We start from the raw sequence: 22,774 nt of genomic DNA, 5'->3' as shown, positions 1-22,774 counted from the left end.
CGACCTTGTTAATTCGGCCGTTCGACTACAGACAATTCAATCAAACCTGCCACCCACCCTGTGGGAGCGAGCCTGCTCGCGAAAGCGGCATGTCAGTCGATACATTCATTGAATGATCAATCGCGTTCGCGAGCAGGCTCGCTCCCACAATGGATTTCCACAGGATTCGAGAAATCACAGGCACAAAAAAACGGCCCGCTTCCTGTAGGAAACGGGCCGTTTTCATGTGAGCCGAAGCTCAGTCCATCACTTGTTCAGATGGAAGTCTTTTTCCGCTGCCTCGAAACGCTCAACCATGCCGCGAGTCGGCTCACCCGCCTTGCTGACAAAGTAGATGGCCAGGCTGGCGAAGATGAAGCCCGGAATGATTTCGTACAGACCCAGCAGTTCGAAATGCTTCCAGACCACCACGGTGATCGCGCCGACCAGAATACCGGCCAGTGCGCCGTTGCGGGTCATGCCTTTCCAGACCACCGAAATCAGCACCACAGGACCGAATGCAGCACCGAAACCGGCCCAGGCGTAGGACACCAGGCCCAGTACGCGGTTTTCCGGGTTGGCAGCCAGCGCGATAGCAATCAAGGCTACCAGCAGCACCATGGCACGACCGACCCAGACCAGCTCAAGTTGCGAAGCGGACTTGCGCAGGAAGGCTTTATAGAAGTCTTCGGTCAGGGCGCTCGAGCACACCAGCAACTGGCAGCTCAGGGTGCTCATCACCGCCGCCAGAATGGCCGACAGCAGTACACCGGCAACCCATGGGTTGAAGAGGATTTTCGCCAGTTCAATGAACACGCGCTCCGGGTTCTCGGTCACAGGACCGGCGACTTCCGGGTGCGCCGAGAAATAGGCGATACCGAAGAAGCCCACCGCAACGGTGCCGCCCAGGCACAGGATCATCCAGGCCATGGAAATGCGACGCGCCTTGGCGATCGACTTGACCGAATCCGCCGCCATGAAACGCGCGAGGATGTGTGGCTGACCGAAGTAGCCCAGACCCCAGCCCATCAGCGAGATGATGCCGATGAAGGTGGTGCCTTTGAGCATGTCGAAGTTGCTCGGATCTTGCGCTTCGATGGCCAGGAACGTGGTGTCGACGCCGCCGGTGGCCAGCAGAACGATGATCGGCGTAAGGATCAGCGCGAAGATCATCAGCGTGGCTTGGACGGTGTCGGTCCAGCTCACCGCGAGGAAACCGCCGATGAAGGTGTAGGCAATCGTCGCCGCCGCACCGGCCCACAGCGCCGTTTCGTAGGTCATGCCGAACGTGCTTTCGAACAGACGGGCACCGGCGACGATGCCGGAAGCGCAGTAGATGGTGAAGAACACCAGAATCACGATCGCCGAGATGATCCGCAGCAAGCCGCTTTTATCTTCGAAACGGCTGGAAAAGTAGTCCGGAAGAGTCAGGGCATCGCCGTTGTGCTCGGTCTGCACACGCAGACGGCCGGCGACAAACAGCCAGTTCAGGTAGGCACCGACGATCAGGCCGATGGCGATCCAGCTTTCGGACAGACCGGACATGTAGATGGCGCCCGGCAGGCCCATCAACAACCAGCCGCTCATGTCGGAAGCACCGGCAGACAGCGCGGTTACAACGCTGCCGAGGCTGCGACCGCCGAGAATATAGTCAGAAAGGTTGTTGGTGGAGCGATAGGCCATCAAGCCGATCAGCACCATTGCTGCGATGTAGATCACGAATGTGATCAGGGTTGGATTGCTTACGCTCATTGAGTTACGCCCTGGCTTTGTTTTTATGTAGCGGCGGTGGTGAACCGCTCGCAAACGACGACGTTTGGCAGACGATCCGGGATCCCGCGCATTTAAGACTGATGTTTCCCCAGGAAAGCCATCAGCCGATGCACCGGGTTATTCCCGGTTGCACCTTGGCGGCGAATGCTATGCAACAAAGCAAATAAGGTGCAACCAGTTTCGCGAGAATTAGTTGCACCCAGTCGGATTAATCGACGATCGCCCCGTTTTTGCTCCCTTTTGTGGCAGTCATGGCTCTTTGCTAGAAGCAAAAGCACCAAGCAGGAGCAGCACTTTCGTACCAGAAATTATTTCCTGACGAGCTGCGTATTATTCCGGTAAAAAAAGGGTTGCACCCGGTTGCACCTCATTCAACGCACGGCTAATCTTGCGGCCAGCTGATGCCACGCAACTGTGGCAACCATGAGGATAAAAATATGGCTACCACCACCCTTGGGGTCAAACTCGATGACCCGACCCGCGAGCGCCTGAAGGCTGCCGCAACCTCGATTGATCGCACGCCGCACTGGCTGATCAAGCAGGCAATTTTCAATTACCTGGAAAAACTCGAGAGTGGTGCAACCCTGACCGAGTTGAACGGTTTAACCGCCAAAGACGCCGATGACGCAGGCGAAGTGCAGACCGATCACGCTCACCAATGCTTCCTCGAATTCGCTGAAAGCATCCTGCCGCAATCGGTGCTGCGTGCTTCGATCACCGCCGCCTACCGCCGTCCTGAGCCGGAAGTGGTGCCGATGCTGATCGAGCAGGCGCGCCTGCCGGCACCGATGGCCGAAGCCACCAACAAGCTCGCGGCGACCATCGCCGAAAAACTGCGTAACCAGAAAAGTGCCGGCGGTCGTGCCGGTATTGTTCAGGGCCTGCTGCAGGAATTCTCCCTGTCCTCCCAGGAAGGCGTGGCGCTGATGTGCCTGGCCGAAGCGCTGCTGCGCATCCCGGACAAAGGCACCCGCGATGCGCTGATCCGCGACAAGATCAGCACCGGCAACTGGCATCCGCACCTGGGCAACAGCCCTTCGCTGTTCGTCAACGCCGCCACCTGGGGCTTGCTGCTGACTGGCAAACTGGTGTCCACCCACAACGAAGCCGGCCTGACCTCTTCGCTGAGCCGCATCATCGGCAAGAGCGGCGAGCCGATGATCCGCAAGGGCGTCGACATGGCCATGCGCCTGATGGGCGAGCAGTTCGTTACCGGCGAAACCATCGCCGAAGCGCTGGCCAATGCGAGCAAGTTCGAAGCCAAGGGCTTCCGTTACTCCTACGACATGCTCGGTGAAGCGGCACTCACCGAAGTCGACGCGCAGAAATACCTGGCGTCGTACGAACAGGCGATCCACTCGATCGGCAAAGCCTCCCACGGCCGTGGGATTTATGAAGGCCCGGGCATTTCCATCAAGCTCTCTGCACTGCACCCGCGTTACAGCCGTGCGCAGTACGAGCGGGTGATGGACGAGCTGTACCCGCGCCTGCTGTCGCTGACCCTGCTGGCCAAGCAATACGACATCGGTCTGAACATCGACGCCGAAGAAGCCGACCGCCTCGAGTTGTCGCTGGATCTGCTCGAGCGCCTGTGCTTCGAGCCGCAACTGACTGGCTGGAACGGCATCGGTTTCGTTATCCAGGCTTACCAAAAGCGTTGCCCGTACGTGATCGACTATGTGATCGATCTGGCCCGCCGCAGCCGCCATCGCCTGATGATCCGCCTGGTGAAAGGCGCGTACTGGGACAGCGAAATCAAGCGCGCCCAAGTCGAAGGTCTGGAAGGCTATCCGGTCTACACCCGCAAGGTGTACACCGACGTTTCCTACATCGCTTGCGCACGCAAACTGCTGTCGGTACCGGAAGTCATCTACCCGCAGTTCGCCACGCACAACGCCCACACCCTGTCGGCGATCTACCACATCGCCGGTCAGAACTATTACCCGGGCCAGTACGAATTCCAGTGCCTGCACGGCATGGGCGAACCGCTGTACGAACAAGTTGTAGGCAAGGTTTCCGAGGGCAAGCTGAACCGTCCATGCCGCGTGTACGCACCGGTCGGCACCCACGAAACCCTGCTGGCGTACCTCGTGCGTCGTTTGCTGGAAAACGGTGCCAACACTTCGTTCGTCAACCGTATCGCCGACCAGTCGATTTCGATCCAGGAACTGGTGGCCGATCCGGTGGCACAGATCGAGCAGATGGCCACCGTCGAAGGCGGTTTCGGCCTGCCGCACCCGCGCATTCCGCTGCCGCGTGACCTGTACGGTGCCGAGCGCGCCAACTCCAGCGGCATCGACATGGCTAACGAACATCGTCTGGCCTCGCTGTCCTGCGCTTTGCTCGCCACTGCACACAACGACTGGAAAGCCGCGCCGATGCTCGGTTGCGCCTCCAGCAACGAAACGCCGGTCGCGGTGCTGAACCCGTCCGATCACCGCGATGTGGTCGGTCACGTTCAAGAAGCTACCGTCGAAGACGTCGACAACGCCATTCAATGCGCGCTGAACGCCGCGCCGATCTGGCAGGCCACCCCGCCGGCCGAACGTGCTGCGATTCTGGAACGTGCCGCTGACTTGATGGAAGGCGAGATCCAGCCGCTGATGGGCCTGCTGGCTCGCGAAGCCGGCAAGACCTACGCCAACGCCATCGCCGAAGTCCGCGAAGCGGTCGACTTCCTGCGTTATTACGCAGTGCAGGCGCGCAACGACTTCAGCAATGACGCCCACCGCCCACTGGGTCCGGTGGTATGTATCAGCCCGTGGAACTTCCCGCTGGCAATCTTCAGCGGCCAGGTCGCTGCGGCATTGGCCGCCGGTAACCCGGTGCTGGCCAAACCGGCCGAGCAGACTCCGCTGGTTGCCGCTCAGGCTGTGCGCCTGATGCTCGAAGCCGGCATTCCGGAAGGCGTGCTGCAACTGCTGCCGGGTCGCGGTGAAACCGTCGGCGCCGGTCTGGTCGGTGACGAACGCGTCAAAGGCGTGATGTTCACCGGTTCCACCGAAGTCGCCCGTCTGCTGCAACGCAACATCGCCGGGCGCCTCGACAGCCAGGGCCGTCCGATTCCGCTGATCGCCGAAACCGGTGGCCAGAACGCGATGATCGTCGATTCCTCGGCACTGACTGAACAAGTGGTGATCGACGTAGTGTCGTCGGCCTTCGACAGTGCCGGCCAGCGCTGCTCGGCGCTGCGGGTACTGTGCCTGCAGGAAGATTCCGCCGATCGCGTCATCGAAATGCTCAAAGGTGCCATGGCCGAAAGCCGTCTCGGCAACCCCGAGCGTCTGTCCGTGGACATCGGCCCGGTGATCGACGCCGAAGCCAAGGCTGGCATCGACAAGCACATCCAGGGCATGCGCGACAAAGGTCGCAATGTTTACCAGGTGGCGATTGCCGACAGCGAAGAGGTCAAGCGCGGCACCTTCGTCATGCCGACTCTGATCGAGCTGGAAAGCTTCGACGAACTGCAACGCGAAATCTTCGGCCCGGTACTGCACGTGGTGCGCTACAAGCGCAAAGAGCTGGATCAACTGATCGGCCAGATCAACGCCTCCGGTTATGGCCTGACGCTGGGCGTGCACACGCGCATCGACGAGACCATCGCCAAGGTGATCGACAACGTCAACGCCGGTAACGTCTACGTCAACCGCAACATCGTCGGTGCCGTGGTCGGCGTGCAGCCGTTCGGCGGCGAAGGCCTGTCGGGTACTGGCCCGAAAGCCGGTGGCCCGCTGTATCTGTATCGCCTGCTGTCGACGCGCCCTAGCGACGCAATCGAGCAATCCTTCGCTCGCGGTGACGCCATCAGCGCCCCGGACGTGCGTTTGCGCGATGCCATGAGCCAATCGTTGAACGCGCTGAAAGCCTGGGCCGACAACAACAAGTTCGCCGACCTGAGCACCCTGTGCGTGCAATATGCAGCGCAATCGCAGAGCGGCATCACCCGCGTGCTGGCTGGCCCGACCGGCGAGAAAAACAGCTACGCGATCCTGCCGCGCGAGCACGTGCTGTGCCTGGCGGAAGTTGAAGGTGATCTGCTGACGCAACTGGCGGCGGTGCTGGCAGTGGGCGGTTCGGCAGTGTGGCCGGAAACCGAGCTGAGCAAGGCCTTGTTCGCCCGTCTGCCTAAAGAAGTGCAGGCGCGGATCAAGCGCGTTGCCGACTGGAACAAGGACGAAGTGGTGTTCGATGCCGTACTGCATCACGGCCACTCCGACCAGTTGCGCGGCGTCTGCCAGCAGATCGCCCAGCGTGGCGGCGCGATCGTTGGCGTTCAGGGCCTGTCTCAGGGCGAGACCAACATTGCCCTGGAGCGTCTGGTGATCGAACGGGCATTGAGCGTCAACACGGCTGCTGCTGGAGGCAATGCCAGTCTGATGACGATAGGTTAAGCAGCAGCGGCAAGTTGTAAGCTGCAAGCTGCAAGCTGCAAGCTGCAAGTAGAAGCAAACTGCTCTTACTTGCAGCTTGAAGCTTGTGGCTTGTGCCGCCCCATCACCCTTATCTATCTTCCTTCCCCATTTTTATGGGCCTACCTAGACTGCGGCATACTTTCTTTAAGGTAGGCCGCCATGTCCGAGACGCTGCTCAGTTCCCGCAATCTGGCTTTCGAGCTGTACGAAGTCCTCGATGCCGAGGGCCTGACCCGGCGCGAGCGCTTTGCCGAGCACAATCGCGAGACCTTCGACGCCGCCATCGGCACCGCGCGCAACATCGCCGAAAAGTATTTCGCCCCGCACAACCGCAAGGGCGATGAAAACGAGCCGCGCTATGAAGATGGCCAGGCCATTCTGATTCCCGAAGTGAAACCGGCGGTGGATGCCTTTCTCGAGGCCGGATTTCTTAACGCCGCACGCAGTTTTGAAGCGGGCGGCATGCAACTGCCGACCCTGCTGTCGCAAGCCTGCTTCGCGCACTTTCAGTCCGCCAACGCAGCGTCGACCTCGTACCCGTTCCTGACCATGGGCGCGGCCAACCTGATCGAGAGCTTCGGCAGCGAAGAGCAGAAACAGCGCTTCCTGCAACCGATGATCGACGGGCGTTTCTTCGGCACCATGGCCCTGACCGAGCCGCATGCCGGTTCGTCGCTGTCGGACATTCGCACCCGCGCCGAGCCCGCATCCGACGGCACCTATCGCCTGAAGGGCAACAAGATTTTCATTTCCGGTGGCGATCACCCGCTGTCGGAAAACATCGTGCACATGGTTCTGGCCAAGCTGCCGGACGCCCCACCGGGGGTGAAAGGTATTTCGCTGTTCATCGTGCCGAAGTTTCTGGTCAACGACGACGGCAGCCTCGGCCAGCGCAACGACGTGCTGCTCGCCGGCTTGTTCCACAAGATGGGCTGGCGCGGCACGACATCGACGGCGCTGAACTTCGGCGATAACGGCGAGTGCGTCGGCTATCTGGTGGGCAAGCCGCACCACGGTTTGAGCTACATGTTCCAGATGATGAATGAAGCGCGGATCGGCGTCGGCATGGGCGCGGTCATGCTCGGCTATGCCGGTTACCTGTATTCGCTGGAATATGCGCGTGAGCGACCGCAGGGCCGGGTGCCGGACAGCAAGGATCCGACCACGGCGCCGGTGGCGATCATTCAGCACGCGGACGTCAGACGCATGTTGCTGACGCAGAAATCCTACGTCGAAGGTGCATTTGACCTCGGCCTGTATGCGGCGCGTTTGTTCGATGACACCACCACGCTGGAAACCGAAGCCGAACGCAAACAGGCTCATGAGCTGTTGGACCTGCTGACGCCGATCGTCAAATCCTGGCCATCGGAGTTCTGCCTCAAAGCCAACGAACTGGCGATCCAGATTCTTGGCGGCCACGGCTACACCCGCGAATACCCGGTAGAGCAGTACTACCGCGACAACCGCCTGAATCCGATCCACGAAGGCACTCACGGCATCCAGTCGCTGGATTTGCTCGGGCGCAAACTGGCGCAGAACGGTGGCGCCGGTCTCAAGCAGCTGATTCGATTGATCGCCAACACGGCCGAACGTGCCACTGCATACGATTCGTTGACCACCCTGCGCGAACCGCTGGAAAAACTCGTGGCCCGCTTGCAAACCGTGACCATCGGCCTGCTCACCGATCTGGCCCAAGGCAAGGTCAACAGCAGCCTGGCGAACTCGGCGCTGTACCTGAAAGTGTTCGGCCACGCAGTGATCGGCTGGCGCTGGCTGGAGCAGGCGATTCGCGCTGAGGAAGGCTTGGGCAAAGGAAACGCGGCGGATGTCGACTTCTATAAGGGCAAGTTGCAGGCGGCGCGGTATTTCCTGACATGGGAAGTACCGGGGTGCCAGCATGAGCTGGACTTGCTGGAGGCGCGGGATGATACGTGTCTGGAGATGCGGGACGCGTGGTTCTAAAAGCAAAAGATCGCAGCCTTCGGCAGCTCCTACAGGAAACGCATTCCAATGTAGGAGCTGCCGAAGGCTGCGATCTTTTGATCTTGATCCTTTAGCTCAACTTGAACCCACCCATCTGCCGCGCCAGATCATCCGCCAGTTTCTGCAACATCTGGCAGTCTTCGCGACAAGCCCTGACCTCCCCCGCCGTCGCCCGTGCCAGATCGGAAATCCCCTGCACGTTGCGGTTGATCTCTTCAGTCACCGCGGACTGCTCTTCGGTCGCCGTCGCCACCTGATGGTTCATATCGCTGATGCGCTCGACCTGACCGGTGATCGCCGTCAGCGACGCACCGGTGCGCTGGCTCGATTCAACCCCGGTGCCGGTCGCGGCCTGACCGGTGCGCATCGATGACACGGCGTTCTCCGCACCTTGCTTGAGGCTGCCTATCATCAGTTGAATTTCGTCGGTCGAGGCCTGGGTTCGGCGCGCGAGGGTGCGCACTTCATCGGCGACCACCGCGAAACCACGGCCCATGTCACCCGCACGGGCGGCTTCGATGGCCGCGTTGAGTGCCAGCAGATTGGTCTGTTCGGAAACGCCACGAATCACCGCCAGTACCGAATCGATCGACGCCACTTGCTGCGCCAGCTCACCCACTGCGCCCGCCGCCACGCCGATTTCATCGGACATGCTTTCGATATGACGGATCGAGCCACCGACCACTTCCCGCGCCTGTAGCGCTTCATCACGGGCAGTTTGCGAGGCGAGCGCGGCGTTGCCGGCGTTTTGCGCGATCTCCTGCACAGTCAGGCCCATTTCGTGGACGGCAGTGGCTACCATGTCGGTCATTTCCTGCTGCCGGCCGGAACGCTCGGCGGTGTTGTCCACCACCGTCGCCACTTGCCCTACGGCCGTGCGCAAGCGCTCGCTGGTGGTCAGCACTTCACCGATCATTGCGCGCTGGCTGTCGAGGAAACGGTTGAAGCCGCGCGCGAGGTCGCCCAGCTCATCGGCACGGCTGGAATCTAACCGGTGAGTCAAATCTCCACCACCGCTACCGATGGCCACCAGCGCCCGTGTTACTTGTCGAATCGGTCGCACCAGCCCCTGGGCCAGCCACACCACCAACGCCAGGCAGACCAGCGCCACCAGCAGACCGATGCCGCCACTCATCCACATCGCTTTGCGTGCTTCGGCGTAGATCTGCGACTGCGGCACTTCGGCCACCAGCGTCCAGCCGAGATCGCGCAACGGCAGGCTGAAGGCGAGGAAGTCTTCACCGTCGCGCTGGAAGCTGCTGTTGACCGCATCCTTGTGCCCCATCAGCGCTTGTGCCGCATTGGCACCAATCTGCTCGGTCAAGGTGCGTTTGCCGCTGAACTGCGCCTCAGGATGGACCTGAATCAGACCGTCGGAACGCACGAGATAGACCTTGCCGCGCTCGCCGAAACTGAAGTTGTGGATCAGCTCCGACAGCTCTTTCATGCTCAGCCCAAGCCCGGCGACACCGACGACTTTGCCGGCCTGCTCGACCTTCAGATCGATGAACAAGGCCAGTTCGCCGGTGGCGCCGTCGTTGTCGATATTGAGGGTGCGCGGCTGATTGCTGTCGAGAAAGGAATAGAACCAGGCATCGGCCGGTTTGGCACGACTGAGGGTTCGATCCAGACCTTTTTCGGTGATGTAGTGATTGGATTCGGTGCCGATGATCAGCGCGGTGAACGCTCTGTGTTCGGCGCGGATGCCTTCCAGATATTGCGCGAAGAGCGCGGTTTTGCTGCTGTCTTCGCCTGTAGCCAGCCAGTCACGCACCATGGTGTTGCTGGCGATGTCCTTGGCGGCGGTGAGTGGCTGGACGAGGATGCGCTCGATATCGTTGCGCGTCGCTTCGATGCTCGACGGCAGCGCTTGCTCGACCAGATAGTTCTGCGCGAGGCGGTTGACCACCAGGGTATAAATGCCAACCACGATCACAATGCTGATCAGCAGGGCCGCGCCCATGCCGAGAATCAACTGCCATTGAATACTGCGTCGCCACCACTGCATGGATCACCCCCGAAGAATAAGAGCCTGAACCACTGCAACAGCCGTGCCGATTGTATACAAAGAGCATCAGAATAAAACACAACCTTCGGTACAGCCGTATCCTTACTAGCAAGAAGCAGGCCGTTATATCTAGGGATTCACTGTCAAGTCTGACAGGTTACAACTTGCATCGGGTGGCTTAGATTCACGGTTTCACGTCTGTGACAAGCATCCGCGTCGCAGATCCAAGCCGTCCATAGCAGGAGAAAGAACATGACTGACACCGGTCCACGAGAGAACTTTGTTCAGGCAATGGCTGACAACGATACGTTTGTTAAATCGGCGCTCATTGGCGACTTTGTCGGGAGCTCGACTTCTCAATCGATGATTATTCGCAGGCACTTCACCGAGGTCATGGTTTTCCCGGTAATCCATTACAAAATTACGATCACCACCCTCGCAGGCACGACGTACAGCACAGCTCAGCCAATTCCGTCGGCAGAATATATCCACCTGCTTTCCAAGGGTGATGAAGTGACGATCGAAAATACCACCTATAGAGTTTCCCACTCAGAGTTCATCAAGCAATCCGATGGAGAATGGACAACAAAAGTCTACTGGCAGCCGATACTCCAAGCCTCATAGCAACAAGACCTCAGCATGTTCAGCGCCTCAATGTACCGAGGCGCTGCGAAAAGCGAGTCAACCCTGACTGATCGTCTTGGCAATGGTGTCGACCGTGGCGCTGACTTGCTCTTGATAACGGTCGAGCTCTTCCTGGTGCTGCTTCTTCATTTCGATCTGCTGCGAACACAGATTCATCGCCGCCAGGACCAGCAAACGGTCGCCGATCAGCGTCGGGTACTTGCGCTTGGTGTCTTCCAGCGCTGCCTTGAGCATCATCGCCGCGTCCAGCAGGGTCTGTTCTTCCCCGGCCGGTGCCTTGATCGAATAGTCCTCGCCGAGAATGGAGATGACTTTTACCCCTGCTGTGCCGTGGTTCATGCGCTGACAGGACCGGCATTGACGCGATCAACCAGCGCCTGAATGCGCGCGGCGGTGGCGCCGTGTTTTTCTTCCTGCTCCATCAGGTTCAGTTGCAGGTTTTCGTTTTCATCCTTGGCCTGGGCCAGTTCCGTGGACAGGGTCTGGTTGGTCTGCAGCAGAGTCTGGTTCTGTTGAACGAGGTCGCTGACGAGCTGTTCCAATTGGCTGAGGGATGCTTCCAACATTTTGATCTTCCAAGCGTTTTTCAAAGGGCGCGTACGATAAAGAAAAGTCACCACGGATGCCAGGGTTAAACCGGCGCAAGGCCTTGATTTTCCTGGGGGCAAGCGTTCTCGCGAGTTTAAAAGACTGTGATTGGTCGATCTGGTTCCTGCACTTCGTCGCTCAAGCCTGCCTGCGACAAATACGCACACCACCTCAAGACTTTAGTCGTATGACCGATAAGTCACCCATACAGCAGTCTCAGCCCGCATGGATGCGGCCCTTTTCGGTATCCGCCCATGTCCCTTCGCAATATGAATATCGCCCCACGGGCGTTCACCGGCTTCGCCCTGATCGGCGCCCTTATGTTGATCCTCGGCGTGTTTGCGCTGAACCAGATGAGCAAGATCCGCGCGGCCGGCGAAGACATCGCTACCGCCAGCGTGCCGTCGATCAAGGCTCTGGACGAATTCACCCAACTGACCCTGCGCCTGCGCGTGCTCTCTTACCGCCTGCTGATCAACCGCGAACCCGACGTGCAGCAGAAAACCATCGAACTGTTCGACATGCGCAACCGCCAGATCGCGGATGCGCAACGCGCGTATGAGCCACTGATCGAAGGCCCGCAGGAACGTGCGGCGTACGATCAATACGTGCAATTGCTGGCGCAGTACCGTCAGCTTGAAGAGCGCATGAAAACCCTGTCGCGCAACAATCAGATCGACGAGTTGCGGCAGATGCTCAACAGCGATTTGCTGAGCAATTCGGAAGCGGTGAACACCGCGCTGGCGCGCTTGCTGGAGATCAACACCCAGCAGATTGCCGAGACTGATCAGGGCGCGAAGGATCAGTATTCGCTGTCGTTCAATCTGGTGGTGACCTTGCTGGTGATCGCCAGCGGCCTGACCCTGCTGTTCGCCTGGTTGCTGACCGTGAGCATTACCAAGCCGATTTCCAAGGCACTGGAGGCGGCGGAAACCATCGCCGAAGGCAACCTGACCCAGCCGATCCATGTCGATGGCGAAGATGAAGCCGGGCGCCTGCTGGCGGCGATGGCGAAGATGCAAGCGAAGCTGCGCGACACCCTGCAGCGCATCTCCGGTTCGGCCACGCAACTGGCGTCTGCCGCGGAAGAGCTGAACAGCGTCACCGACGAAAGCGCTCGCGGCCTGACCCAGCAGAACAACGAAATCGAGCAGGCGGCCACTGCGGTCAATGAGATGACCAGCGCTGTCGAAGAAGTCGCGCGCAACGCGGTGAGCACTTCGGAAGCCTCGAAAAACGCCACCACTTCGGCGGGCGACGGCCGGGATCTGGTGCAGGAAACCGTCAGCGCCATCGAACGCATGAGCGCCGATGTGCAGAGCACTGCTTCGCTGATCGGCGACCTGGCCAATGAGTCCCGCGACATCGGCAAAGTGCTCGACGTAATCCGTGGCCTCGCCGACCAGACCAACCTGCTGGCCTTGAACGCAGCGATCGAAGCGGCCCGTGCCGGTGAGGCTGGTCGTGGTTTCGCGGTAGTGGCGGACGAAGTGCGTGCTCTGGCCCATCGCACCCAGCAGTCGACCAGCGAAATCGAACGCATGATCGGCAGCATCCAGAGCGGCACCGAACACGCCGTGGATTCGATGCGCAACAGCACCGAGCGCGCCGAATCGACGCTGAACATCGCCCGTGGCGCCGGGATGTCGCTGGACACCATCAACAGTGCCATCGTCGAAATCAACGAGCGCAACCTGGTCATCGCCAGCGCTGCCGAAGAGCAGGCGCAGGTGGCGCGGGAAGTTGATCGCAATCTGGTCAACATCCGCGATCTGTCGGTGCAATCGGCGACCGGCGCCAATCAGACCAGCGCGGCGAGCAATGAGCTGTCGCGCTTGGCGCTGGATCTGAACAATATGGTTGGGCGGTTCAGCCTGTAACCGAAAGCAAGATCAAAAGCGACCCCCTCACCCCAGCCCTCTCCCCCAAGGGGGCGAGGGGGAAGGGAGCAGATCGGGGGGCTTTCGAAATGCCCGTTCGACTCGGTAGTTCAGGGCGCAGCAGCAGGCACATTCACTCCGATCAGTCCCCTCTCCTCCGGGAGAGGGCTAGGGTGAGGGGCAGCAATGCCGTGTCGAACTCGAATTCCGATGCCCTCCTGAAATCCTTTTTGACAGCATCACATTTCAACAGGTTAGAATCGCTGGCACGCAGACTGCATGGTCAGTTTGTGCCTCGTCTTTACGCTTCTGGAGTACTGCCTTTGAATGCGACGACCATCAACAGCCTGTTCTTGATCGGCGCGTTGCTGGTAGGCGCAAGCATTCTTGTCAGCTCGCTGTCTTCACGTCTCGGCATTCCGATTCTGGTCATCATTCTCGCGGTCGGCATGGCCGCCGGGGTCGATGGTGGCGGGATTATTTTTGATAACTACCCGACGGCCTATCTGGTCGGCAACCTCGCCCTGGCAGTGATCCTGCTCGACGGCGGTTTGCGCACGCGGGTTTCGAGTTTCCGCGTGGCGTTATGGCCGGCGCTGTCGCTGGCCACGGTCGGGGTGTTGATTACTACCGGGCTGACAGGGATGGCCGCGGCGTGGCTGTTCGACCTCAATCTGATTCAGGGCCTGCTGATCGGCGCCATTGTCGGTTCGACCGACGCCGCTGCGGTGTTCTCGCTGCTCGGCGGTAAAGGCCTTAACGAACGGGTCAGCGCCAGTCTGGAAATCGAATCCGGCAGCAACGACCCGATGGCGGTGTTCCTCACCGTGACCCTGATCGACATGCTCGCCAGCGGCGAAACCGGCCTGCACTGGAGCCTGCTGACCCACCTGATCCGCGAGTTCGGCATCGGTGGCGTGATCGGTCTGGGCGGCGGTTGGGTGATGCTGCAACTGGTCAACCGCATCAATCTAGCCGCCGGGCTCTATCCGATTCTGATTATCGCCGGCGGTCTGGTGGTGTTCGCGCTGACCAACGCCTTGCATGGCAGCGGCTTCCTCGCTGTCTATCTGTGCGGTCTGGTGATCGGCAACCGCCCGGTGCGCAGCCGCCACGGCATTCTGCACATGCTCGACGGCATGGCCTGGCTGGCGCAGATCGGCATGTTCCTGGTGCTGGGCCTGCTGGTCACGCCCCACGATCTGCTGCCGATCGCCCTGCCCGCCCTCGGTCTGGCGCTGTGGATGATTCTGTTCGCGCGGCCGCTGTCGGTGATGGTCGGCCTGCTGCCGTTCAAGGCCTTCCATGGTCGTGAAAAAGCCTTTATTTCCTGGGTCGGCCTGCGCGGCGCGGTGCCGATCATTCTCGCGGTATTCCCGCTGATGGCCGGGCTGCCGCAAGCGCAGCTGTATTTCAATCTGGCGTTCTTCATCGTACTGGTGTCGCTGCTGGTGCAGGGCACGAGCCTGCCGTGGGTGGCCAAATTACTCAAGGTGACCGTTCCGCCAGAACCCGCGCCGATATCCCGGGCGGCACTGGAAGTGCACGTCACCAGCGAGTGGGAACTGTTCGTTTACAAGCTCGGCGCCGAGAAATGGTGCATCGGTTCGCCCCTGCGTGAGCTGAAAATGCCCGAAGGCACACGCATCGCGGCGCTGTTTCGTGGCCAGCAACTGCTCCATCCGTCGGGTAGTACGGTGCTGGAAGTCGATGATTTGCTGTGTGTTATTGGCCACGAACACAACTTGCCCGCCCTCGGCAAACTGTTCAGCCAGGCGCCGCAACGTGGCCTCGATCTGCGTTTCTTCGGCGACTTCGTGCTCGAAGGAGATGCCCAGCTTAAAGCGGTTGCAGCGCTGTATGGCTTGCCGGCCGAAGGCATCGATCCGGACATGACCCTGGGCGCGTTCATCGCGCAAAAAGTCGGGGGTGCTCCCATCGTCGGCGACCAGGTGGAGTGGAACAACACCCACTGGACGGTCGCGGTCATGGACGGGAACAAGATCGGCAAAGTGGGCGTCAGATTCCCCGAAGGAAGTCGCCCGGGCCCCGGACTCTTCCTCTAAACTGCCTCCACTCTCACTTGCTTGACCGGTCTCTATGCCTACCCTGCGCTCCTTTTTCGCCGCGGCCCTGCTGGGCCTTAGTCTTGTCGTCGGCCCGCTGCATGCTGCCGAACCACCGTCCAGCGATGCCGTGCAGGCCAGCCTCGACAAGCTGGCCGACAGCAAACTGCCGGACGCCGACAAGAAGACCCTGCAGACCGTCCTGCAGAACACCCTCAATCAGCTGAACAACCAGCGTGATTACGAGCAGAAACTGATCGATCTCAAGCGTCAGTTGGCCAACGCGCCGAAGCAGACGATTGAAAACACCCGCGAACTCAGCCGCCTCAAGGCCACCGCCCCAGTGCCGGTCGCGCAGCGTTTTCCGAAGGAGTCGATTCAGCAACTGGAGCAGATCCTTACCGATCGCTCGACCCAGCAGAGCGATCTGCAAAAAGCCCTGGCCGAAGCCAACAGCCTGATCATCACTGCACAGACTCGCCCCGAGCGCGCTCAGGCGGAAATTTCCGCCAGCCAGACGCGCATCCAGCAGATCAACACCATCCTCAAATCCGGCAAGGACACGGGCAAAACGGTCACCGCCGAACAGCGCGACCAGTTGAACGCCGAACTGGCCGCACTCAATGCGCTGATTCCACTGCGCCGCCAGGAACTGGCCGGCAACACCCAGTTGCAGGATCTGGGCAACGCTCAGCATGACTTGCTCTCGGAAAAATCCGACCGCCTCGACCGCGAGATCCAGGAACTGCAAACCCTGATCAACCAGAAGCGTCTGGCGCAGTCGCAGGAAACCGTTACCCAGCAATCGATCGAAGCGCAGAAGGCCGGCGGCAGCAGCTTGTTGGCGAGCGAGAGCGCCACCAACCTCAAGCTTTCCGACTATTTGCTCAAGAGCACCGACCGTCTCAATGAAGTCACGCAGCAGAACCTGCAGACCAAACAGCAACTCGACACCCTGACCCAGAGCGATTCGGCGCTGGACGAGCAGATCAGTGTGCTCAAGGGCAGCCTGCTGCTGTCGAAAATTCTCTATAAACAGAAGCAGGCGCTGCCGCACTTGAAGGTCGACCGTGACCTCGCCGACCAGATTGCCGATATTCGCCTGTATCAGTTTGATGTCAGCCAGCAACGCGAGCTACTAAGTAACCCGGCGACCTACGTCGAAAACCTGCTGGCGACGCAGCCGCCAGAGCAGGTCACCCCGCAACTGCGCAAAAGCCTGCTCGATCTGGCCAACACCCGCGCTGATCTGCTTGAGCGGCTGAACCGCGAATTGAGCGCGATGCTCAATGAGTCGATCACCCTGCAGCTCAATCAGAAACAACTGCTGAGCACCGCGCAAAGCCTGCGCGCGACCCTCGACGAACAGATGTTCTGGATCCCCAGCAACAAGCCGCTGGACGTGGAATGGATGCGCGGTGTGCCCGAGCGCCTGGAGCGGCAGGTCAACACCTTGCCGTGGGCATCGAGCCTGAGCGAACTGGCTGACGGCCTGACCCAGCGGCCATTGCTGTTCTTGCCTCTGGCGCTGCTGATCGGCGCCTTGTTGTGGCGCCGCAAGGCGCTGTACGGACGACTCAACAAGGTTCACCAGGACATCGGCCACTTCAAGCGCGACAGCCAGTGGCACACGCCGCAGGCGATTCTGATCAACATCCTGTTGGCGATGCCGGTGGCGCTGGGTCTGGCGCTGTGCGGCCTGGCCCTGCAGATCGACGCGCGCGGGCAGAACGCCAACATGGGCGCGGCGCTGTTGCAGATGGGCCAGGCCTGGCTGGTGTTCTACACCGCGTACCGGATTCTTGCGCCGGGTGGCGTGGCGGAATTGCACTTCCGCTGGGAGAAGCCGCAGGTCGAGTTCCTTCAGGGCTGGGTGCGTCGATTGGGCCTTGTGGTCATGGCGCTGGTGGCCGTGGTGGCCGTCGCCGAGTTGCAACCAGCGGCGCTGGCTGATGACGTGCTCGGCATGCCGGTGGTGCTGACCTGCTACGCCTTGATGGCGTGGCTGCTCAGTCGCCTGCTGATCAGCAGCCCGACGCACCAGAACGCTTCGCTGTTCCGCAAAGCCGTCGGAGTGATGTTCACCCTGCTGCCGATCGCCCTGTTTGTCGCGGTGTGCTTCGGCTACTACTACACCGCGCTGAAACTCAGCGACCGCTTGATCAATACCCTGTACCTGCTGATGTTCTGGCTGGTGATCGAGGCCACCTTCGTGCGTGGTCTGAGCGTTGCCGCGCGGCGTCTGGCTTACCAGCGCGCGCTGGCCAAACGGCAGGCGGCAAAAGAGGCCGGCGACGGCGAAGCGGTGATCGAAGAGCCGACCCTGGACATCGAAAAGGTCAACGAACAGTCCCTGCGCCTGATCCGCCTGGCCCTGCTCGGTGGTTTCATCGCGGCGCTGTACTGGGTCTGGTCGGACCTGATTTCGGTGTTCTCGTATCTGGACAACATCACCCTCTACGAATACACCAGCGGCACCGGCGCCAACATGAGCATGGTGCCGATCAGCATCGGCGACATGCTCGGCGCGCTGATCATCATCGGCATCACCTTCGCGCTGGCGCGCAACTTGCCCGGTCTGCTCGAAGTGTTCGTACTGTCCAAGCTCAACCTGGCCCAGGGCAGCGCTTATGCGACAACCACGCTGCTGTCCTACGTGATTGCCGGCGTTGGTTTTGTCACCACCCTGTCGACCCTCGGCGTCAGTTGGGACAAGTTGCAATGGCTGGTGGCGGCGCTGTCGGTAGGCCTCGGTTTCGGTATGCAGGAGATCTTCGCCAACTTCATCTCCGGCATCATGATCCTCTTCGAACGCCCGGTGCGGATCGGTGACACCATCACCATCGGCAACCTCTCGGGCACGGTGAGCAAGATCCGTATCCGCGCCACGACCATCACGGATTTTGACCGCAAGGACATCATTGTCCCGAACAAAACGTTCATCACCGGGCAACTGATCAACTGGTCGCTGACCGACACCATCACCCGCGTCACGTTGAAACTGGGCGTCGATTACGGCTCGGATCTGGATCTGGTCAAGGAACTGCTGCTCAAAGCGGCCCGGGAAAACCCGCGCGTGCTCAAGGAACCGGAGCCGCACGTGTACTTCCTCAACTTCGGCGAAAGCACCCTCGACCACGAACTGCGCATGCATGTGCGCGACCTCGGTGACCGCAACCCGGTGCTGGATGAGGTCAACCGCTTCATCAACCGCGAGTTCAAGAAGCAGCACATCAACATCTCGTTCCGGCAGATGGAGGTCTATCTGAAGAACCTGCATGGCCAGGAATACAAGATGGTGCCTGTGGAACCGGAGAACAAAACCATCGTGCCGATCGTCGACGGGCAGAAACCGTTGCCGGAACCGCCAACGAGCAAACTCGACTAACCGACATGGTCCCAGCAGAATGCTCGGACATTCTGCTGGAGCCGGCCCGTGAAAGCCCTCGACGAACTGACTTTCGACAATCGCTTCGCCCGCCTGGGCGACGCGTTCTCCGCGCACGTGCTGCCCGAGCCGATCGACAATCCGCGCCTGGTGGTCGCCAGTCCGGCCGCCCTGGCTCTGTTGGATCTTGATCCGGCCAGCGCTGAAACCGAAGAATTCGCGCAACTGTTCGGTGGCCACAAGCTGTGGGCCGACGCCGAACCACGGGCGATGGTGTATTCCGGGCATCAGTTCGGCGGCTACACCCCGCAACTGGGTGACGGTCGCGGTCTGCTGCTGGGCGAGGTCTACAACAACGCTGGTGAGCACTGGGACCTGCACCTCAAGGGCGCCGGGCAAACGCCCTTTTCGCGCATGGGCGATGGTCGCGCGGTGCTGCGCTCATCGATTCGCGAATTTCTCGCCTCCGAGGCGTTGTTTGCGCTGAACATTCCATCTTCGCGTGCCGCCTGCGTGATCGGCTCCGATACGCCGGTCTGGCGGGAAAAACAGGAACGCGCGGCAATGGTGCTGCGTCTGGCACCGAGCCATATCCGCTTCGGCCACTTCGAATATTTCTACTACACCAAGCGCCCCGAGCAGCAGAAGCAACTTGGTGAGCATGTGCTGGCGATGCACTTTCCCGAATGCCTGGAACAACCGGAACCGTATCTGGCGATGTTCCGCGAGATCGTCGAGCGCAACGCCGAGCTGATCGCCAAGTGGCAGGCTTATGGCTTCTGCCACGGCGTGATGAACACCGACAACATGTCGATCCTCGGCATCACCTTCGACTTCGGCCCGTTCGCCTTCCTCGATGACTTCGACGCGCATTTCATCTGCAACCACTCCGACGATCAGGGCCGCTACTCGTTCAGCAATCAGGTGCCGGTGGGGCAGTGGAACCTCAGCGCCCTCGCCCAGGCACTGACGCCATTCATCAGCGTCGAAGCCCTGCGGGAAACCCTCGGCTTGTACCTGCCGCTGTTCCAGGCGCACTACCTCGACCTGATGCGCCGCCGCTTCGGCTTCACCACTGCCGAGGATGACGATCAGCAACTGCTGGAAAACCTGCTGCAACTGATGCAGAACAGCGGCGTCGACTACACGCTGTTCTTCCGCCGCCTCGGTGAAGAGCCAGCCGAACAGGCCATCGCCCGCCTGCGCGATGACTTCGTCGATATCAAGGGTTTCGATGCTTGGGGCGAACGCTACATCGCCCGGGTGGCCCGCGACGGCAGCGCCGATCAGGCACAACGCCGCGCACGAATGCATGCAGTCAATCCGCTGTACATCCTGCGCAATTACCTTGCGCAAAAAGCTATCGATGCGGCCGAGCAAGGCGATTATTCCGAAGTGCGCCGGCTGCATGCGGTGCTGAGCAAACCGTTTGAGGAGCAGCCGGGGATGGAGGGTTACGCCGAGCGGCCACCGGAGTGGGGCAAGCATTTGGAGATCAGTTGTTCTTCGTAGGCGCTTCAGCTTAGCGGGTCGATTGCACTGATTACACGGTCGACGATGTCAGACATTGTCACATCATCCAGTCGCTCGATGAATTTGGCCGTGCCGTTTCGTACCCGTTGTTCTATGTCAAAACTGCGAACCTGATTACACACCGCTACACCATTGGTTTCGTGGCCAGTAATGGCGACCGCCAAACCCATATTCCGGCTGAAATTCCCACCGCTAGTAACAGGCACCGTCATGCTCACGCCCAATGCGTTGATCTCTCTGGGCGTAATCACCACAAAGCGATGTCTGTTCATCATCTCCCGCCCCGCCACTGGGTTTGGATCAATCCAGTAAACGTCACCCCGCTGAGGGGGCTGTCGGCGCACCATCAACCCAGCTCCCGGCCGACAGAATCACCTTCAAGAGTCTCGCTAGTCTGGGCGTTAAGTTTCTGCAATTCTTCTGCGCCTTCGAGTAGCTCTGACAAACTATAACGCTTACGCGTAGCGGCTACGGCTGGACGAGCAATCAGTTCGCCATCGACCACATTCAGCTCTAGCTGTGCGCCAACCTCCAGATGCAACAACTTTAAAAGCGTGGGCGGAATCGTAATGACGGCAGCGCCGCCTTGGCGGCGTATCTTGGAAGTTACGGACATTATGTCGCTCCGATTTGATGCATAGGAATCATCGATTCCTGGATTAGTGCAACAAAAGTAGCACGCAGATACAGACAAAGCGATCTCCTCACGACAAGCGTAAAACGCCGAATTGGTCTTCAGACTAGCCATCGATCCCGGAACGGTTTTGAGAAAAATGTGAGCAGTTGCGACATTGATAAGTTGGCAGATCGACTCCAAATCAGTTCTATAGACTGCCTATCAGAGAACCAATCATGACCACCCCACTCCTCATCCCCTGCCCCTCCTGCAACGGCGTCAACCGCATTCCAGCCGAGCGTCTCGCCGATCAACCCAAGTGCGGACGCTGCAAATCTGCGGTACTGCTGAGCAAGCCTTTCGAACTCAAGCAAGGCGATTACGCCAGTCAGATCAAGGGCGATCTGCCGCTGCTGGTGGATGTCTGGGCGGACTGGTGCGGGCCGTGCAAGTCGTTCGCGCCGGTGTTCGAACAGGCTGCGGCGCAGTTGGCGGGCAAGTGTCGGCTGGCCAAGCTCGACAGCGAAGCGAATCAGCAGTTGTCGGCGCAGTTGGGGATTCGCTCGATTCCGAGTCTGATTCTGTTTAAAAACGGCAGGGAAGTGGCGCGGCAAAGCGGTGCATTTCCATTGCCGCAGTTGATGGCGTGGTTGCGTAGCCAAGGCATCTGACCCAACACAGACCACCCTGTGGGAGCGAGCCTGCTCGCGAAGGCGGTCGATCATTCAGCGCCGATGGTGAATGTGCCGGCCTCTTCGCGAGCAGGCTCGCTCCCACAGGATTTGCGTGTGAGTCGGGGTATCAGTGGTCTTCCAGCAGGTTGTGCAGTTCCACAAACTGCTGCGTCAGCTTGTGCCGTGGATCGAGATGGATCAGCGGCATGCTGGCCTGGTGCGACTCGCGCATGCGCACCGAACTGCTCAGGTACACCGGCAACACCGGCAAGCCTTCGGCGATCAACTCATCGAGCATCTGCTGCGGCAGGCTGGCCCGGGCCTGAAACTGATTGACCACGATGCCTTCCACTTCCAGGCCTTCGTTATGGTCGTCCTTCAACTCTTCGATCTCGGCGATCAGCCCGTACAGGGCCTGACGCGAGAAGCTGTCGCAGTCGAAGGGAATCAGCACGCGATCCGCCGCAATCAGCGCCGACACCGCGTAGAAGTTCAGTGCCGGCGGGGTATCCAGATAAATCCGGTCGTAGTCCTCGGACAATTCGTCCAGCAACTTGCGCAGCTTATTGATCTTGTGTTTAGCCTCGAGCTTGGGCTGCAGGTCGGCCAGTTCGGCAGTGGCGGTAATGATGTGCAGGTTGTCGAACGGGGTTTCGTAGATGTCCGCCTGATTCTTTTTCGAGAACGGCCCGGACGACAGGGTCTGTTTGAAGAAATCGGCGATGCCCATAGGAATGTCGTCGCCGGTGAGCCCGGTCAGGTACTGGGTGGAATTGGCCTGGGCATCGAGGTCGACCAACAACGTGCGATAACCCTCGCTGGCGCTGACCGCCGCCAGATTGCAGGCGATGCTGGATTTGCCCACGCCACCTTTCTGATTGAACACCACGCGCCGCATGACCAAACCTCCGTGTATCAAAGAATGACCGAGTGTAGTTGGCGGTGACCGCGCTTCGCTACCTTCACCGACATGGACTACGTCGTCAGGTGTAAAAATCGACGCCCAGGCATGGAAAAAACCGCCAGCCATCCCAGAGACACCTGACAGACACGCCGCGTCAAATCTGGATAATGGCCAAGTGATAGCTATGCAGCGAACCGCTCGGTACATTTTGTTGGGCAAAATGTAACCAACATTTGCTACACACACGTCGCACCGGGATAATGCGCGCCACCCGGCGCCCTGCGCCAAGCCAAGCCTGCTGCGGCGCTGGCGACTCAACGCGTCA

The 22,774-nt window shown here is 60.1% G+C and carries 15 protein-coding genes and 2 pseudogenes; 9 read left to right on the top strand and 8 right to left on the bottom strand.

Annotated features, from left to right (window positions below; translation table 11 throughout):
* Window positions 1-246: 246 nt before the first annotated feature.
* Window positions 247-1,731, bottom strand: coding sequence for a sodium/proline symporter PutP (gene putP / locus ND528_RS18490; protein WP_130912154.1), 1,485 nt, complete (start codon window positions 1,729-1,731; stop codon window positions 247-249).
* Between the two features lie 458 nt (window positions 1,732-2,189).
* Between putP and putA the strand changes: the two genes are divergently transcribed.
* Together putA and ND528_RS18480 are read left to right on the top strand one after the other, a co-directional pair.
* Complete coding sequence (putA, locus tag ND528_RS18485; RefSeq protein ID WP_263470875.1) at window positions 2,190-6,143, top strand: trifunctional transcriptional regulator/proline dehydrogenase/L-glutamate gamma-semialdehyde dehydrogenase; 3,954 nt, start codon at window positions 2,190-2,192, stop codon at window positions 6,141-6,143.
* A gap of 180 nt (window positions 6,144-6,323) precedes the next feature.
* Window positions 6,324-8,126: an acyl-CoA dehydrogenase gene (locus tag ND528_RS18480; protein ID WP_263470874.1), complete on the top strand. Its 1,803-nt coding sequence runs from the start codon at window positions 6,324-6,326 to the stop codon at window positions 8,124-8,126.
* 91 nt (window positions 8,127-8,217) lie between these two features.
* On the opposite strand, the gene ND528_RS28470 is transcribed toward ND528_RS18480, so the two are convergent.
* Both ND528_RS28470 and ND528_RS28465 read right to left on the bottom strand, forming a co-directional pair.
* Complete coding sequence (locus ND528_RS28470) at window positions 8,218-8,949, bottom strand: methyl-accepting chemotaxis protein (RefSeq protein WP_373878027.1); 732 nt, start codon at window positions 8,947-8,949, stop codon at window positions 8,218-8,220.
* A 135-nt stretch (window positions 8,950-9,084) separates the two neighbouring features.
* Window positions 9,085-10,110: pseudogene (locus tag ND528_RS28465) on the bottom strand (HAMP domain-containing protein); the annotation flags it as partial.
* 297 nt (window positions 10,111-10,407) lie between these two features.
* On the opposite strand from ND528_RS28465, the gene ND528_RS18470 reads away from it, so the two are divergent.
* A complete protein-coding gene (locus ND528_RS18470) occupies window positions 10,408-10,779 on the top strand; it encodes a hypothetical protein (protein WP_130912150.1) in 372 nt (123 codons plus the stop codon).
* A gap of 57 nt (window positions 10,780-10,836) precedes the next feature.
* Here ND528_RS18470 and ND528_RS18465 read toward each other — a convergent pair whose 3' ends face one another.
* Together ND528_RS18465 and ND528_RS18460 are read right to left on the bottom strand one after the other, a co-directional pair.
* Window positions 10,837-11,139, bottom strand: coding sequence for a cell division protein ZapA (locus tag ND528_RS18465; protein WP_056787426.1), 303 nt, complete (start codon window positions 11,137-11,139; stop codon window positions 10,837-10,839).
* A complete protein-coding gene (locus tag ND528_RS18460; RefSeq protein WP_016772015.1) occupies window positions 11,136-11,366 on the bottom strand; it encodes a hypothetical protein in 231 nt (76 codons plus the stop codon). Before ND528_RS18460 ends, ND528_RS18465 begins: the two co-directional genes overlap by 4 nt.
* 276 nt (window positions 11,367-11,642) lie before the next feature.
* Between ND528_RS18460 and ND528_RS28460 the strand changes: the two are divergent.
* From ND528_RS28460 to selO, 5 genes and pseudogenes are all read left to right on the top strand, one after another.
* Window positions 11,643-12,365, top strand: a pseudogene (locus ND528_RS28460) (MCP four helix bundle domain-containing protein); the annotation flags it as partial.
* A 30-nt stretch (window positions 12,366-12,395) separates the two neighbouring features.
* Entirely contained in the window at window positions 12,396-13,268 is an 873-nt protein-coding gene (locus ND528_RS28455) for a methyl-accepting chemotaxis protein (protein WP_394599218.1), read from the top strand.
* A 323-nt stretch (window positions 13,269-13,591) separates the two neighbouring features.
* Window positions 13,592-15,334: a potassium/proton antiporter gene (locus ND528_RS18450; protein WP_024011302.1), complete on the top strand. Its 1,743-nt coding sequence runs from the start codon at window positions 13,592-13,594 to the stop codon at window positions 15,332-15,334.
* Between the two features lie 34 nt (window positions 15,335-15,368).
* The gene (gene mscK, locus ND528_RS18445) at window positions 15,369-18,722 is read left to right on the top strand and encodes a mechanosensitive channel MscK (protein ID WP_263470872.1); all 3,354 of its coding nucleotides are present in this window, start codon (window positions 15,369-15,371) and stop codon (window positions 18,720-18,722) included.
* A 48-nt stretch (window positions 18,723-18,770) separates the two neighbouring features.
* Window positions 18,771-20,234 carry a protein adenylyltransferase SelO gene (gene selO / locus ND528_RS18440; RefSeq protein WP_263470871.1) on the top strand — a complete coding sequence of 488 codons (1,464 nt, stop codon included), beginning with the start codon at window positions 18,771-18,773 and terminating at the stop codon, window positions 20,232-20,234.
* A 5-nt stretch (window positions 20,235-20,239) separates the two neighbouring features.
* On the opposite strand, the gene mazF is transcribed toward selO, so the two are convergent.
* Complete coding sequence (mazF, locus tag ND528_RS18435; protein ID WP_212615127.1) at window positions 20,240-20,602, bottom strand: type II toxin-antitoxin system toxin MazF; 363 nt, start codon at window positions 20,600-20,602, stop codon at window positions 20,240-20,242.
* A complete protein-coding gene (gene mazE, locus ND528_RS18430; RefSeq protein WP_008077592.1) occupies window positions 20,602-20,871 on the bottom strand; it encodes a type II toxin-antitoxin system antitoxin MazE in 270 nt (89 codons plus the stop codon). The genes mazF and mazE overlap by 1 nt, the downstream gene beginning before the upstream one ends.
* Window positions 20,872-21,107: 236 nt before the next feature.
* Between mazE and trxC the strand changes: the two genes are divergently transcribed.
* Entirely contained in the window at window positions 21,108-21,542 is a 435-nt protein-coding gene (trxC, locus tag ND528_RS18425; RefSeq protein WP_130911754.1) for a thioredoxin TrxC, read from the top strand.
* 130 nt (window positions 21,543-21,672) lie between these two features.
* Here the strand turns inward: trxC and ND528_RS18420 are convergent, their stop codons facing one another.
* A complete protein-coding gene (locus ND528_RS18420) occupies window positions 21,673-22,443 on the bottom strand; it encodes a ParA family protein (RefSeq protein ID WP_024011296.1) in 771 nt (256 codons plus the stop codon).
* Window positions 22,444-22,774: the final 331 nt, after the last annotated feature.

This window comes from Pseudomonas mercuritolerans, from assembly GCF_025706525.1.
GTDB classification, from domain to species: domain Bacteria; phylum Pseudomonadota; class Gammaproteobacteria; order Pseudomonadales; family Pseudomonadaceae; genus Aquipseudomonas; species Aquipseudomonas mercuritolerans.
This window is presented reverse-complemented; position numbering and strand designations above follow the sequence as displayed.

Excerpts from the sequence above, each read along its gene's own strand:
- putP (WP_130912154.1), bottom strand. The coding sequence starts at position 1,731 with ATGAGCGTAAGCAATCCAACCCTGATCACATTCGTGATCTACATCGCA.
- putA (WP_263470875.1), top strand. The coding sequence starts at position 2,190 with ATGGCTACCACCACCCTTGGGGTCAAACTCGATGACCCGACCCGCGAG.
- ND528_RS18480 (WP_263470874.1), top strand. The coding sequence starts at position 6,324 with ATGTCCGAGACGCTGCTCAGTTCCCGCAATCTGGCTTTCGAGCTGTAC.
- ND528_RS28470 (WP_373878027.1), bottom strand. The coding sequence starts at position 8,949 with ATGGTAGCCACTGCCGTCCACGAAATGGGCCTGACTGTGCAGGAGATC.
- ND528_RS18470 (WP_130912150.1), top strand. The coding sequence starts at position 10,408 with ATGACTGACACCGGTCCACGAGAGAACTTTGTTCAGGCAATGGCTGAC.
- ND528_RS18465 (WP_056787426.1), bottom strand. The coding sequence starts at position 11,139 with ATGAACCACGGCACAGCAGGGGTAAAAGTCATCTCCATTCTCGGCGAG.
- ND528_RS18460 (WP_016772015.1), bottom strand. The coding sequence starts at position 11,366 with ATGTTGGAAGCATCCCTCAGCCAATTGGAACAGCTCGTCAGCGACCTC.
- ND528_RS28455 (WP_394599218.1), top strand. The coding sequence starts at position 12,396 with ATGGCGAAGATGCAAGCGAAGCTGCGCGACACCCTGCAGCGCATCTCC.
- mscK (WP_263470872.1), top strand. The coding sequence starts at position 15,369 with ATGCCTACCCTGCGCTCCTTTTTCGCCGCGGCCCTGCTGGGCCTTAGT.
- mazF (WP_212615127.1), bottom strand. The coding sequence starts at position 20,602 with ATGGTGCGCCGACAGCCCCCTCAGCGGGGTGACGTTTACTGGATTGAT.
- mazE (WP_008077592.1), bottom strand. The coding sequence starts at position 20,871 with ATGTCCGTAACTTCCAAGATACGCCGCCAAGGCGGCGCTGCCGTCATT.
- trxC (WP_130911754.1), top strand. The coding sequence starts at position 21,108 with ATGACCACCCCACTCCTCATCCCCTGCCCCTCCTGCAACGGCGTCAAC.
- ND528_RS18420 (WP_024011296.1), bottom strand. The coding sequence starts at position 22,443 with ATGCGGCGCGTGGTGTTCAATCAGAAAGGTGGCGTGGGCAAATCCAGC.